The sequence below is a fragment of the Octadecabacter sp. B2R22 genome, from assembly GCF_018861045.1.
Classification (GTDB): Bacteria; Pseudomonadota; Alphaproteobacteria; order Rhodobacterales; family Rhodobacteraceae; genus Octadecabacter.
On the sequence record NZ_JAHKQJ010000007.1, the window covers coordinates 796,182 to 810,099 of the forward strand.

A 13,918-nucleotide genomic window follows, 5' to 3' on the forward strand; every position below is an offset into this window, starting at 1 on the left:
GTGAACGCTAGCAGGAACTGACCATGACCTACCATCCCAAATCCGATTTCATCCGTATCATGATCGAGCGCGGCTTTCTCGCCGATTGCACGGATTATCAAGGCTTGGATGATGCGTTCGCGGCGGGCGTAGTGCCGGCCTACATCGGTTTTGATGCTACGGCGAAATCCCTGCACGTTGGGTCCCTGATCCAGATCATGATGTTGCGTTGGCTGCAAAAGACCGGCCACCAACCGATTACCCTTATGGGTGGCGGCACAACAAAAGTGGGCGATCCGTCCTTCCGCGCCGATGAGCGCCCCTTGCTGACGCCCGAGATGATCGACGACAATATCGCGGGCATCAAACAGGTGTTCTCGGCCTATATTGATTACGACAAGGCAGACACACCGGCGTTGATGTTGAACAATGCCGAATGGCTGGACGAGCTGAATTACCTCGATTTCCTGCGCGACATTGGCAAGCACTTCTCGGTCAACCGTATGTTGTCTTTCGAGTCCGTGAAATCGCGTTTGGATCGTGAACAAAGCCTAAGCTTTCTTGAGTTCAACTACATGATCTTGCAGGCCTATGACTTCTTGGAGCTCAACCGCCGCTACGGCTGCCTGTTGCAGATGGGTGGGTCCGATCAATGGGGCAACATCGTTAACGGGATCGACCTGACCCGCCGCGTGCTGGATCATGAAATTTACGGCCTGACGTCTCCGTTGTTGACCACCAGTGACGGCAAAAAGATGGGCAAATCCCTGTCTGGCGCGATCTGGCTGAACCCAGACATGCTCAGCCCCTATGAGTTCTGGCAGTTCTGGCGCAATACGACCGATGCTGATGTGGGCCGTTTCTTGAAGCTCTACACCGAGCTTCCGGTTGAGGAATGTGACCGTCTGGGTGCGCTTGAAGGGTCCGAAATCAATGATGCCAAGATCGTTCTGGCCAACGAAGTGACCGCACTTTTGCATGGTCGCGAGGCTGCTGATGCGGCTGCGAAAACGTCAAAGGAAGTCTTTGAAAAAGGTGGCGTCGGGGATGACTTACCAACATTGACGCTGGATGCGGCAGACGTGGCCGATGGCATTTCGATCGTGCAGTTGATCGTGAAGTCTGGCCTTGCAAGCAGCGGCAAAGAAGCAAAGCGCCTGATTTCTGAGGGCGGAGCCAAGATGAATGACGCAACTTTGGACAACGCAGGCCTCATGGTTAGCGCCGATGATCTGGCGACCCCAGTCAAACTGAGCGCGGGCAAGAAGCGCCATGCACTGGTGACACTAGGTTAACACCGCCAATACGCCCCCCCCGATCAGCGCGATGACAAGTGCCACCACCGCAAGCGCAAGCGGTGTCAGTCGGGGTGCGGGGATATCGGGCAAATGTTTCATACCCCCATTAACGCGCTGTTAGGTAAAGAGCGCGTTAATGGGGCCAATGACAGCCCTGCAACAATCCCCCGAATTTGCCCGCGCTTTGACGGCTTATGGCGCAGACATCGCGTCGGTAGCCCCTGTCATCCTCCGTCGCAGGTTTGCGCGGTATGGTCGGGTGATGTTTGCCTCACGGGCGGTGCCGTCAGATATTGCGGACACCCCCGTTCAAATCCTAAATGGTGAAACACCCTGCAAACGCCCTTATCGCGCGGCCGGGTTTCGCCAGATCATGACCCCGGCCCATATCGCACAATTGGATCTTACGCGCGACGACCTTCGAGCGGGCATGTCCGGCAAGTGGCGCAACCGTTTGGTAAAAGCAGAGCGTCACGGCGTCCGGATCAGGGAAACGACTTGGGACGGCAGCGCACACCCGATGTTTGCCGCCGCGAAAACACTGGCCCGCAAACGCCGCTACGGCACCTATCCGACCGCTTTGTTATCAACGTTTGCACAGATTAACCCCAATGATGCACTGCTGTTTGAAGCCTATGATCGTGGCACCCTCTGTGCCGCCTGTCTGGTCCTACGTCATGGACAAACGGCGACCTATCAAACCGCTTGGTCAACCCCAACGGGCCACGCCTTACAGGCTCCGCGCGCCGTGTTATGGGCCGCAGCCAAACGGCTGGCCGCCCTTGGCCATGAGGATTTCGATCTAGGAACTGTAGACACCGACCATGCCGCGGGGCTGGCACGGTTTAAGCTAGGATCAGGCGCGGCGCTGCGTCCGCTTGGCGGCACATGGGTTAGATTGCGCGCGCCCTAGCCCATCACAACACTGGCCCCTGCCGAAACGATGGCGTAACAGGTTCTTATCACATCAATACCCGTGAGGCCGACATGCCAGACACCATTCTTTCTCGTTGCGAGGCCAAGGGCCTGCGCCTGACCGAACAACGCCGCACAATCGCGAGCGTTCTGGAGGCCGCGGACGACCACCCTGACGTTGAAGAGCTTTATGCCCGAGCCTCTACGGCTGATCCGCGGATATCTTTGGCGACGGTCTATCGCACTGTCAAACTGCTTGAAGAATCCGGCATCCTCGACAAACATGATTTCGGTGACGGGCGTGCCCGCTACGAGACCGCCGACCGAGACCACCATGACCACCTGATTGATCTGCAATCCGGCGAAGTGATCGAGTTCATCGACGCCGAAATCGAAGCCCTACAAGAAAAGATCGCCGACAAGCTCGGCTATGAGCTGCGCGGCCACCGTTTAGAGCTCTACGGTGTGAAGAAGGAAGACACCAAATGAATGGAACACTGTGGGTAATCTAAAGGGCGCCGCCTTGATGACATTCTCCATGTTGGCGTTTGCCATTGAGGATGTGTTGATCAAGCTGTTGGATGGTCGTGTCCCCGCGGGGCAGATCGTTACTGTAATGGGCGCCGGTGCCGCGCTGGCCTTTGCGGTTTGGTTCTTGAAACAACGGACGCCTGTCTTTGTTGCGGCTCATAAAAACCCGCGCGTATTACAACGGACGATGTTTGACGTGCTTGGGACGATGTTGTTCATCTCGGCACTTGTTCGCATGGATTTGTCCCTCTTGTCGGCAATCATTCAGGCCACGCCACTTGTTGTCGCTATCGGCGGCGTTTTGTTCTTGGGTCAAACTGTCGGTTGGCGACGTTGGTCGGCTATTCTGATCGGGTTTGGCGGCGTTTTGTTGATCATCCGACCGGGAGTGGACGGAATGTCAGGCACCATGGTCCTTGGCATTTTGGGGATGCTCTGCCTTGCGGCGCGCGACCTCGCGACACGCGCGGTTAATGTCGACATCTCTGGACCACATATGGCCATGCATGCCTTCATCGCGCTGATCCCAGCTGGCTTGTTATTATGTTGGATCGACGGCGACGCGCTCGTTGTCCCTCGGTTCAGTGATACCCTCATTCTTGCAGCCTGCGTCTTTATCGTTCTAGCCGCCTACCTAAGCATCGTCACCGCGACCCGCACAGGCGACGCGGCATTCATTTCAATGTTTCGCTACACACGGATGGTTTTCGCCCTGGTTCTGGGGATGATGGTGCTGGGCGAACGTCCCGACACAATGACCCTAATCGGGGTCTCCATCGTTATTGGTGCGGGTGTCTTTACGTTCCTACGCGAAGCCCGCCAAGCGGCCAAACTGCGCCGCCCTTCCCAAGCGTTACACGACCCGTTATAGGGTTCGTAACGAACCTTCTGTTTGCGCTAACATTTCCAAAGGAAAACGCCATGAGCACCATCATCGACATTCACGCCCGCGAAATCCTCGACTCCCGAGGCAATCCGACGGTTGAAGTAGATGTCACACTCGAAGACGGCACAATGGGCCGCGCTGCAGTTCCATCAGGCGCATCGACAGGCGTCCACGAAGCGGTTGAAAAGCGCGACGGCGATAAAGCCCGCTACAAAGGTAAAGGCGTGCTGCAAGCCGTCGAAGCCGTCAACGGTGAGATCGCTGAAACCATCCTTGGCTTCGATGCGACTGAACAGGTTGCCATCGATATGGCGATGATTGAGCTCGATGGCACAGACAACAAAGGCCGCTTGGGCGCGAACGCTATTTTGGGCGTTTCCATGGCCGTTGCACACGCTGCTGCGGAATTCACAGCTCAACCCTTGTTCCGCTACATCGGAGGCACGGCTGCACGCGTTTTGCCCGTCCCTATGATGAACATCATCAACGGCGGCGAACATGCCGACAACCCGATCGACATTCAAGAATTCATGATTATGCCCGTCTCTGCGAGCAACGTAAAAGAAGCGATCCGCATGGGGTCCGAAGTCTTCCACACGCTTAAGGCAGAACTCTCTGCTGCTGGCTTGTCGACAGGGATCGGCGATGAGGGTGGCTTTGCCCCGAACATCAACTCCACACGCGATGCACTTGATTTCATTCTAAAAGCGATCGACAAAGCTGGCTACAAATCGGGCGAAGACATCTACCTCGCGCTCGATTGTGCGGCGACGGAATACTACAAAGACGGCAAATACGAAATGAAAGGCGAAGGCGCCTCGCTGACATCTGCCGAAAACGTCGACTACCTTGCGGCGCTTTGCGATGACTACCCGATCATCTCAATTGAAGACGGCATGTCCGAAGATGACTGGGATGGTTGGGCTGCTCTGACCGCACGTTTGGGCGACAAAATCCAACTGGTCGGTGACGATTTGTTCGTGACCAACCCTGCCCGCCTTGCCATGGGCATCGAACAGAAATCCGCGAATTCCATGCTGGTCAAAGTGAACCAGATCGGTACGCTGACAGAGACACTCACAGCGGTTGATATGGCGCACCGCGCGCGGTTCACAAATGTTATGTCGCACCGTTCCGGTGAGACTGAGGACGCTACAATCGCCGACCTCGCTGTGGCAACGAACTGTGGCCAGATCAAAACGGGCTCCCTGTCTCGCTCAGATCGTTTGGCAAAGTATAACCAGCTGATCCGCATCGAAGAAATGCTAGAAGAAACAGCTATTTACGCTGGTCGTTCTATCCTGCGCTAAATCCGGACACATAAGACACAAGGCCCCCACAAATTGCGGGGGCCTTTTTTGTGTGCAGTCCTTGGCCTTCGGAACGAACCCGCCTAGCCTGCCCCTATGACCGCAGATGACATCATTACCGCCCTCGACCTCGCGCCGCACCCCGAAGGCGGCTATTTTCGCCAAACGTGGGTCGACGAAACATCAGACGGCCGCCCGTCCGGCACCTGTATCTATTTCCTGTTGAAAGACGGCGAAGCCAGCCATTGGCACCGGGTCGATGCGGTGGAAATCTGGCTCCACCATTCAGGGGCGCCGCTGGTTCTCAGTATCTCGCAAACAGATAACGGGCCGAAAACAGAAACGGTTCTTGGCCCTAACATCGCCGCCGGTGAACGCCCGCAAGGGATCGTTCCCAAAAATGCATGGCAGGCAGCCAGAACGACGGGCGATTGGACCTTGGTAAGCTGCACCGTGAGCCCGGGTTTTTCGTTTGAAGGCTTCATCCTCGCCGAACCAGATTTTGACATTCCTTAGACGCTGCAGTCGTGGCCGATGTGCGCCTCCGGCGGAGGTATTTAGGAACAAAAGAAGCGAAAACTCCCGAGCCATTGCGGACCCGGGAGCCTTCTTCCGTTACGGCCATCGGCTCCTCAGCCTGTACCGCTCCAACATGCTGACGCGGCTAGGTTAAAAAAAAGTGAATTCTTTTGTTCTAAAATACCTTGCGGGGGTCTGGGGGTGCAAAACCCCCAGCGGGTCGAATTTGCGCGCAGCGGAAGTTCGACCCAAAGCCCGCCGCAAGAAAAAAGGGGGAACCGAAGTCCCCCCTAAGTCTCGCCATCTAGGCTCATTCTAGTGTACCGCCCGGTATTCTGCCTGCGGCCTAGACGTCGCCGGGAAAGACCTCAGCCTTTCCGGGTTCCGTGTCAGGGGCGATCTTGAAGCCGCCCCCGCATTTTCTTAGCTACAGCCGGATGTCCCGCCGCAGGTGTTACACTTCATGCAGGTGCCGTTGCGCACGAGGGTAAAGTTGCCGCATTCACCACAAGCTTCGCCTTCATAGCCTTGCATTTTCGCTTTATCGCGGGCGCTCAGGCTCACGGTGCCAGATGAAACGGCAGTTGTGGTGGTAACGGATTGTGTCATCCCACCCGCGACAGCCGCTGGAACCAACGTTTCCAAAGCCGTTGCGGCGTCCACATCCGATCCGAAGGCCACTGCACCAGCACCACCTTGAAGAACCACAAGCTCATTTGGCACACGCTTGCGCAGGTAACCGGTTGAGCTGATTTGCTTCAGCACTTCCAAAGACTTGGACGCTGTGCTTTCGGACATCTCTTTGACGTTGGACACGCCTTCTTCTTCGCCGCGCCCAAGGTCATCGAAGGATGCGCCTTCCGGCTTAACGTGGGCCAAATCGGTGCGATCGAGGTAAGACACAGCCAATTCGCGGAAGATGTAGTCGAGGATCGACGTCGCGTTTTTGATGCTGTCGTTGCCCTGAACCATGCCTGCTGGCTCGAACTTGGTGAAGGTAAACGCGTCAACGAATTCTTCGAGCGGCACACCATATTGAAGACCAACAGACACCGCGATTGCGAAGTTGTTCATCATGGCGCGGAAACCGGCACCCTCTTTGTGCATGTCGATGAAGATCTCACCGAGGTTACCATCCTCATATTCACCTGTGCGCAGGTACACTTTGTGACCGCCAACGTTGGCTTTCTGGGTGTAGCCTTTGCGCCGCTGAGGCATCTTTTCACGGTGGCTTTTGATAACCTCTTTGACGATGACTTTCTCGATGATCTTTTCTGCAATCACCTGAGCCTTCTCCATGGTGGAGCCGGATTCCAGTGTTTCTGCTGCTTCTTCATCGTCTTCGACCAAGGCCGCAGCCAAAGGCTGGGACAGCTTGGAGCCATCACGGTACAGTGCGTTCGCCTTGATGCCCAAGGACCATGAGAGTTCATAGGCCTTCTGGCAGTCTTCGATGGTCGCATCGTTGGCCATGTTGATCGTCTTAGAGATCGCGCCAGAGATGAACGATTGAGCCGCTGCCATCATCGTGATGTGGCTTTCGACGCCCAAGAAACGCTTACCTTTTTTACCGCAAGGGTTGGCGCAATCGAAGACCACATAGTGCTCTTCTTTGAGGTGTGGCGCGCCTTCCAGTGTCATAGTGCCGCAAACGTGGTCGTTGGCTGCGTCTGTGTCTGCTTTGGAAAAGCCCAAGGATTTCAGCAGGTCAAACGTTGGATCGTTCAACTTGTCAGCTGGGATGCCCAGCACGTCTTTGCAGAACTCTTCGCCCAGCGTCCACTGGTTGAACACAAACCGGATGTCGAAAGCGGATGGAAGCGCTGCTTCGATCTTGTCGATCTCAGCCTGACCAAAACCGTGGCCCACAAGGGCTGTGTGGTTGATGCCAGGCGCGTTGCCCAACGTGCCGTGACCAACCGCATAGGAGATGATCTCTTCGATTTGCGCTGGTTTGTAGCCCAATTTCACCAAAGCGGCTGGAACCGACTGGTTGATGATCTTGAAGTATCCACCGCCAGCGAGCTTTTTGAACTTCACCAGAGCGAAGTCAGGCTCGATGCCGGTTGTGTCACAGTCCATAACCAGACCGATTGTGCCTGTCGGCGCAATCACAGTGGCCTGAGCGTTGCGGTAGCCGTGCTTTTTGCCAAGCTCAAGCGCTTCGTCCCATGCGCCCATGGCGATATCGATCAGACGCGCGTCTGGGCAGTTGGCATGATCCAGAGGAACCGGCTTCACGTCGAGCGCCTCATAGCCATCGGACGCACCGTAAGCTGCGTTGCGGTGGTTACGGATTACGCGGAGCATGTGCTCTTTGTTTTTCTTGTAACCGGAGAATGGTCCAAGCTCGCCTGCGATTTCCGCGGATGTTGCATATGACACGCCCGTCATGATCGCAGTCAGCGCCCCTGCCATCGCACGGCCTTCATCACTGTCGTAGCCGTAGCCCATGTTCATCAGCAAGCCGCCGATGTTTGCATAGCCCAGACCCAATGTGCGGAAGTCATAAGACCGTTGTGCGATCTCTTTAGATGGGAACTGCGCCATCATCACAGAGATCTCGAGGGTCACAGTCCACAAGCGAGACGCATGAATGTAATCTTCGACCTGGAACTCACCATCCTTGTAGAACGTCAGAAGGTTCATGGATGCGAGGTTACACGCCGTGTCATCAAGGAACATGTACTCGGAACACGGGTTGGACCCACGGATTGCGCCGTCTTCTGGGCAAGTGTGCCATGCGTTGACGGTGTCGTGGTACTGGATGCCCGGATCGGCACAGGCCCAAGCCGCGTGGCCAACTTTTTCCCATAGATCACGTGCTTTGATAACCTTGGCGACTTCGCCGTTCTTACGGTTGATCAGCTTCCAGTTGGCGTCTGTTTCAACTGCCTTCAGGAACTCATCTGTAACACGAATGGAGTTGTTGGAGTTCTGACCGGACACAGAGTTGTAGGCTTCGGAATCCCAGTCTGTGTCGTATGTCGGGAATTCGATGGATGTGTGACCCTGCTTCGCGTAATCAAGAACACGTTTGATGTAGGTCTCTGGAATTGCGACCTTTTTGGCTTCGCGAACAGCTGTCTTCAGCGTGTCGTTTACCTTTGGATCGTAAGCGTCTGCTTCAGCGCCATCCCAAGAGCGGATCGCCTTGAAGATTTCGTTCAACTTAGCTTCGTGCATTTTGGAACCAGCAACGATGGACGCCACTTTCTGTTCTTCGAGAACCTTCCAGTTGATGAATTCTTCGATATCCGGGTGGTCGGCATCAACGATCACCATCTTCGCCGCACGACGTGTTGTACCGCCGGATTTGATCGCTCCCGCCGCGCGGTCGCCAATTTTCAGGAACCCCATAAGGCCAGAAGATTTGCCACCACCAGAGAGGTTTTCACCCGCTGCACGCAAAGACGAGAAGTTCGTGCCCGTGCCGGAGCCGTATTTGAAGAGGCGTGCTTCGCGGACCCAAAGGTCCATGATGCCGCCCTCGTTGACCAGATCGTCAGCTACGGACTGAATGAAGCAGGCGTGTGGCTGTGGGTGCTCATAGGACGACGTGGATTTTGTCAGCTCACCGGTTTGGTAATCAACATAGTGGTGGCCTTGTGCAGGGCCATCGATGCCGTAGGCCCAGTGCAGACCAGTGTTAAACCATTGTGGGGAGTTCGGGGCTGCGCGCTGGGTGGCGAGCATGTAACGCATTTCGTCAAAGTATGTGCGGGCGTCTTCTTCGGTGGTGAAATACCCACCTTTCCAGCCCCAGTACGTCCAAGCACCAGCCAGACGATCAAAAACTTGCTTGGCGGAGATCTCGCCGGACATTTCCGCGCCTTCAGCAGGAACAGAACGCCAAAGGAACTCAGGGATGCCCTTCTCTTCTACTTTGACGGTTTCAGACGGAACGCCCGCCTTTCGGAAATATTTCTGAGCGATAACATCGGAAGCAACTTGCGACCAAGCGTCAGGGATTTCACAATCGTCAAGCTTAAAGACGATAGTCCCGTCGGGATTCCGGATTTCAGACGTCGCCGCCTTGAAAGGCACTTCTGCGTATGCGTCCTGTCCGGATTTGGTGAAGTTACGTTCGATCTTCATGATATCGCCTCTGATAATGCGGTCCGTCGTTGCGGCCCTTGTCCCTACAAATACCAGTTCAAATAGAACCAGCCCCAGCTACCTAGATGAACACGCCAAGCGAAAAACATGGAAGAAACACCTTAAATCTAAGGTGATTTCACCAAACAATCGGATGCTTTACTGCATCTTGTGCCTGCTACCCTGTCCCTTGCTGGCGTCAGCACTATATGTTGTGCCGTCTCGCCTAGTTCGCACAACATGACTGATCTATACCTAGTGGGTCAACGAAATTTTTACCCTAAATATGGATTAAACTCTCTTGACCCCGAGTTGTCCTCGCCCCCCTTCCAAAGGTCCCCGATTCTCCCTCAGGATTACACACAAGGTTGTTCCCGTTCACGGTTACGGAGCTTCCAACAAAAACTTCTGTAAAGCCAAACGCATAGGGTCCGCAGTTTACAAATCACATGAATTATCCACAGGCATTGTCCACAGACTTGGGGCTGGGGAAAACATCACTGGCACGCCTCCGTGACTGTGTCACTCTTATGCCTCAACGCGCGGAAGAAATCGTCAGACGCACTGCTCGTCTAGAACCTGGAATCGGTCTTATTGGATGTGCTGAAAATTCAGACGCACGGGCGGGATCCGCAGTTACAACAGCCCCAGACGAAGCCAAACGCCTGTTTTTCAACACGATACAATGCGGAAATTCTTAGCTGCGGACACCGAACGCGATGGTCTGGGCCAGACAGTCGCACATCCAAACCAAAACGAAGCATGATGCGAATCCCTAACCACCCCAGAATCAGCTCGCGTGATCATGTTCCTATATGGTGGCAGGCTGCGGCATACACGTTACGCAACGCACCAGTCAGGCACGCGTGGCGCGGTTTTCTGATGAACCAGTAATCTGAATATTATGGAGCTGCTTCGAGCCGCCGGCGGGCGGCCCTTCTAAAAGTCTCGATACTCTAAAGAAGGTTGGGTTTTTGTAGAAGTGGTCGGGGCGAGATGATTCGAACATCCGACCCCCTGTACCCAAAACAGGTGCGCTACCAGGCTGCGCCACGCCCCGATCCGAGGCCTCGTTTAAGGCCTGTTTGCGGTGTTGAAAAGCCTTAAAATCAAAAAATGTTCAATTAGATGTGCAGGGCCAAGAACTGTTGGCTCCAAAGCTGGGATGTTGCATCTGATCGCCCTCTTTCAGGCCAAGGCGTTCCGCAAGCCCACCGTTGATTTCCAACACGAACTGGATATCACGACCGCCAAATATCGGTGTTTCGTCAAGCGGTTGCGCATTGGCGTGAATGTGCTGGATGGTGCCCGTGGAATCGGCAAACAGCATATCAAGCGGGATCAACGTGTTGCGCATCCAGAAACTGGCACTGCGCGGCTGATCATAAACAAACAGCATGCCCTGCATCGTAGCCATGCTTTCGACGAACATCAGACCACGACTGCGTTCATCTTCGGTATCCGCAACATCGACGGAAAACTGCGCGGTCCCAAATGGGCCGCGCAATGACAGGTGTTCGTTCGAACACTCTGCATAGGACGCGCCTGCCGTAAGAACGGCAAAGACGCTGACCAAACATAAATTTAAGAAATGGCGACTTCCCATGGCAAAACCTCAGCTGCCATAAGCCCGCGCTTACCTTCAATGGCACGCACGGCAATGGCTTCGCCGGGAAGCAAATCAGCCAGACCAGAGAGACGCAAGACTTCTATGTGCACGAATATGTCAGCGTCCGAACCAAATACATTGGCAAACCCGAAACCTTTGGCCTTGTCGAACCACTTCACGCGGGCCGGTTCAATCGGGGCCGCCGCAACGGCCTCCGGGTCAAACTCGGCAAAATCCGCGAGTCCAGCGCTTGGCGGTTGGTCACTGTATTGGACATTCAAAACTTCGGCGGCCTGTAGGCCGCGATCCGTTTTGACCACCAAGACTTCGATTACCGTATCATCGGCAACCGAACTTTGACCAAAATTCCGAAGCACATTTGCATGCAGCAAAATGTCTGGCCCACCATCATCAGCGACAATGAATCCAAACCCTTTGCCCGGATCAAACCATTTAACACGGCCCTGCATTTCGTAGCCGTCATTCTCTATATCTTGCATCTTAAACCCCTCGCCAAACTGGACCCCACATCCAGATCAGCTCGTCCCATCCAACTCGACCGTGGCCCCCTATAGAGGATAATACAAGGCTTTGACCACGCCAAATTTCACGTTACGTGAAAAATTACGGGTGCAATCGCCGGATTACCCACGGGTCAACTCGCCCTTCCCGCGACCATTTAAATCTATCGTGCAACCTAAAGTCCCCATCGGCCCAAAACTCGATTTCAACTGGAGAGATTCGAAAGCCACCCCAAAATGGAGGACGTTCAGGATTGATCCCTTTCGCTGCCGTCACCTTGGCGACACCTGCAAGGAGAGACGAGCGCGATGACAGAGGCTGAGACTGATCGGACGCCCAAGCGCCAAGGCGGCTCTTGAGGCTTCGCGAGGCGTAATATTCATCCGCCTGCGGTCCCTCTTCACGGGTCACGAGACCACGTACTCGGATCTGACGCCGTAAAGACTTCCAATGAATTACAAATGCAGCTTTGCCGGTGGCGGCGATCTCTTGCCCTTTTTGGCTCCCGTAATTGGTATAGAAGACGAACGCCCCATCCCCATCATCAAGGACTTCGATTTCTTTCAACAAGACCATCCGCACATTCGGAAGCCCATCTTCATCAACAGTCGACAAAGCCATAGCGTTAGGATCATTGATCTCACTGGCTGTCGCTTCGGCGAGCCAATCCCGCGCGATCGCGAAAGGATTGTCACCTGCAAATTTTCCACTGCGGTCTGCCATGGGAACCTCGTTTGTTTTGGGTGCTCCTTTATAGGTGGCCCGTCGCCGTCATTGGTCAAGACCTGATCTACAACATCTTGAAGCAACCGCCCCGATCCCCTACACCGTTCTGAACAATAAACCGCCAAAGGCGCGGGTAAACTTTTAGGGGACATCTATGCCATCTAATTTGATGCAGGGAAAACGCGGACTGATCATGGGTCTCGCCAATGACAAATCCATCGCTTGGGGGATCGCCAAAGCTTTGGGTGATGCGGGGGCGGAACTTGCGTTCTCTTATCAAGGCGATGCTTTGAAGAAACGTGTGGCCCCATTGGCTGCGTCCCTTGGGTCCGACATGGTGTTGCCTTGCGATGTAAGCGACGCCGCATCTATTGATGCGCTTTTTGATGGTATTAAGGAGAAATGGGACAACATTGACTTCGTTGTTCATGCTATTGGTTTCTCAGACAAAAACGAGCTGCGTGGCCGTTACGTTGATACCAGTGCAGATAACTTCCGCATGACGATGGATATTTCCGTCTATTCTTTCACCGCCGTGATGCAGCGCGCAGAAAAGATGATGAACCCGGGCAGCAGCGCGATCACGCTGACCTATTACGGCGCTGAACGCATTATGCCGCACTACAATGTCATGGGTGTGGCCAAGGCCGCATTGGAAGCCAGCGTGCGTTACCTCGCCGAAGACCTCGGAAAAGATGGCATTCGCGTGAACTCCATCTCCGCGGGCCCGATCAAGACGCTTGCGGCATCTGGCATTGGCGATTTCCGCTACATCCTGAAATGGAACGAATATAACTCGCCTCTTCGTAAGAACGTGACGATTGATGAAGTCGGCGGGTCCGCTCTTTATCTGCTGAGCGATCTGAGCAATGGGGTGACGGGCGAAACACACCACGTGGATGCGGGGTATCACGTTGTCGGCATGAAAGCCGTCGACGCGCCAGACATGTCACCGAACAAAGGCTAACCCCTTTCGCTGCTATACCTTCTAAAGGAACCGAACCATGACCGACCGCCTGCCCCACGAAAAAGGATTCCACATCTCTTGGGATCAAATCCACCGCGATAGCCGTGCTTTGGCGTGGCGTTTGGACGGGAAAGGCCCTGATGATGGCGCTTGGAAGGCGATTGTTGCGGTGACCCGTGGCGGTATGGCGCCCGCCATGATCATCGCGCGCGAACTTGACGTGCGCACAGTCGATACCATTTCCGTGGTGTCCTATCATTCTGGTGGCGGCAAAGCGGATCAACGCCGCGAGGCCAAGGTTCTCAAGGCGCCTGACACTGACCTGATGGGCGATGGCGAAGGCATTCTAATCATTGATGATCTGGTCGACAGTGGCAAAACACTGGAACTGGTCCGCAAGCTGTACCCAAAGGCGCATTTGGCCACCGTTTATGCCAAGCCAGAAGGCGAACCGATGGTGGATACCTTCATCACTGGCGTCAGCCAAGACACATGGATTTTCTTTCCGTGGGACATGGCGTTACAATACGTTGAACCCTATCGCGGTAAGGACTGATC

Annotated in this window: 12 protein-coding genes and 1 tRNA gene; 8 read left to right on the top strand and 5 right to left on the bottom strand. The window is 54.8% G+C overall.

Annotated features, from left to right (window positions below):
- Positions 1-23 precede the first annotated feature (23 nt).
- The 6 genes from tyrS to KO486_RS09390 all read left to right on the top strand — a co-directional run bounded on the left by tyrS (position 24) and on the right by KO486_RS09390 (position 5,435).
- On the top strand, positions 24-1,274 hold the full coding sequence (tyrS, locus tag KO486_RS09365) for a tyrosine--tRNA ligase (protein WP_216036964.1): 1,251 nt from the start codon (positions 24-26) through the stop codon (positions 1,272-1,274).
- 148 nt (positions 1,275-1,422) lie between these two features.
- Complete coding sequence (locus KO486_RS09370; protein WP_252734633.1) at positions 1,423-2,190, top strand: GNAT family N-acetyltransferase; 768 nt, start codon at positions 1,423-1,425, stop codon at positions 2,188-2,190.
- A 74-nt stretch (positions 2,191-2,264) separates the two neighbouring features.
- Complete coding sequence (locus tag KO486_RS09375; protein ID WP_216036966.1) at positions 2,265-2,681, top strand: Fur family transcriptional regulator; 417 nt, start codon at positions 2,265-2,267, stop codon at positions 2,679-2,681.
- Positions 2,682-2,691: 10 nt separating this feature from the next.
- Positions 2,692-3,594: a DMT family transporter gene (locus KO486_RS09380; protein WP_216036967.1), complete on the top strand. Its 903-nt coding sequence runs from the start codon at positions 2,692-2,694 to the stop codon at positions 3,592-3,594.
- Positions 3,595-3,644: 50 nt separating this feature from the next.
- The gene (eno, locus tag KO486_RS09385) at positions 3,645-4,919 is read left to right on the top strand and encodes a phosphopyruvate hydratase (protein WP_216036968.1); all 1,275 of its coding nucleotides are present in this window, start codon (positions 3,645-3,647) and stop codon (positions 4,917-4,919) included.
- A 96-nt stretch (positions 4,920-5,015) separates the two neighbouring features.
- Positions 5,016-5,435, top strand: a complete 420-nt coding sequence (locus KO486_RS09390; RefSeq protein ID WP_216036969.1) for a cupin domain-containing protein — start codon at positions 5,016-5,018, stop codon at positions 5,433-5,435.
- 426 nt (positions 5,436-5,861) lie between these two features.
- On the opposite strand, the gene KO486_RS09395 is transcribed toward KO486_RS09390, so the two are convergent.
- From KO486_RS09395 to pdxH, 5 genes are all read right to left on the bottom strand, one after another.
- Complete coding sequence (locus KO486_RS09395; protein WP_216036970.1) at positions 5,862-9,536, bottom strand: vitamin B12-dependent ribonucleotide reductase; 3,675 nt, start codon at positions 9,534-9,536, stop codon at positions 5,862-5,864.
- Positions 9,537-10,519: 983 nt separating this feature from the next.
- Positions 10,520-10,596: transfer RNA gene (locus tag KO486_RS09400), tRNA-Pro, on the bottom strand.
- A 60-nt stretch (positions 10,597-10,656) separates the two neighbouring features.
- Positions 10,657-11,112 (bottom strand): DUF192 domain-containing protein, encoded by a 456-nt coding sequence (locus KO486_RS09405; RefSeq protein WP_252734635.1) that lies wholly within the window; start codon positions 11,110-11,112, stop codon positions 10,657-10,659.
- 8 nt (positions 11,113-11,120) lie between these two features.
- Positions 11,121-11,645 (bottom strand): cold shock protein, encoded by a 525-nt coding sequence (locus KO486_RS09410; protein WP_216036972.1) that lies wholly within the window; start codon positions 11,643-11,645, stop codon positions 11,121-11,123.
- A 124-nt stretch (positions 11,646-11,769) separates the two neighbouring features.
- The gene (gene pdxH / locus KO486_RS09415; RefSeq protein ID WP_216036973.1) at positions 11,770-12,390 is read right to left on the bottom strand and encodes a pyridoxamine 5'-phosphate oxidase; all 621 of its coding nucleotides are present in this window, start codon (positions 12,388-12,390) and stop codon (positions 11,770-11,772) included.
- Positions 12,391-12,547: 157 nt separating this feature from the next.
- Between pdxH and fabI the strand changes: the two genes are divergently transcribed.
- On the top strand, positions 12,548-13,360 hold the full coding sequence (fabI, locus tag KO486_RS09420; protein WP_216036974.1) for an enoyl-ACP reductase FabI: 813 nt from the start codon (positions 12,548-12,550) through the stop codon (positions 13,358-13,360).
- Between the two features lie 37 nt (positions 13,361-13,397).
- Positions 13,398-13,916, top strand: a complete 519-nt coding sequence (gene gpt, locus KO486_RS09425) for a xanthine phosphoribosyltransferase (protein WP_216036975.1) — start codon at positions 13,398-13,400, stop codon at positions 13,914-13,916.
- The last annotated feature ends 2 nt before the right edge of the window (positions 13,917-13,918 follow it).

Excerpts from the sequence above, each read along its gene's own strand:
- KO486_RS09390 (WP_216036969.1), top strand. The coding sequence starts at position 5,016 with ATGACCGCAGATGACATCATTACCGCCCTCGACCTCGCGCCGCACCCC.
- KO486_RS09370 (WP_252734633.1), top strand. The coding sequence starts at position 1,423 with ATGACAGCCCTGCAACAATCCCCCGAATTTGCCCGCGCTTTGACGGCT.
- gpt (WP_216036975.1), top strand. The coding sequence starts at position 13,398 with ATGACCGACCGCCTGCCCCACGAAAAAGGATTCCACATCTCTTGGGAT.
- eno (WP_216036968.1), top strand. The coding sequence starts at position 3,645 with ATGAGCACCATCATCGACATTCACGCCCGCGAAATCCTCGACTCCCGA.
- fabI (WP_216036974.1), top strand. The coding sequence starts at position 12,548 with ATGCCATCTAATTTGATGCAGGGAAAACGCGGACTGATCATGGGTCTC.
- tyrS (WP_216036964.1), top strand. The coding sequence starts at position 24 with ATGACCTACCATCCCAAATCCGATTTCATCCGTATCATGATCGAGCGC.
- pdxH (WP_216036973.1), bottom strand. The coding sequence starts at position 12,390 with ATGGCAGACCGCAGTGGAAAATTTGCAGGTGACAATCCTTTCGCGATC.
- KO486_RS09410 (WP_216036972.1), bottom strand. The coding sequence starts at position 11,645 with ATGCAAGATATAGAGAATGACGGCTACGAAATGCAGGGCCGTGTTAAA.
- KO486_RS09375 (WP_216036966.1), top strand. The coding sequence starts at position 2,265 with ATGCCAGACACCATTCTTTCTCGTTGCGAGGCCAAGGGCCTGCGCCTG.
- KO486_RS09395 (WP_216036970.1), bottom strand. The coding sequence starts at position 9,536 with ATGAAGATCGAACGTAACTTCACCAAATCCGGACAGGACGCATACGCA.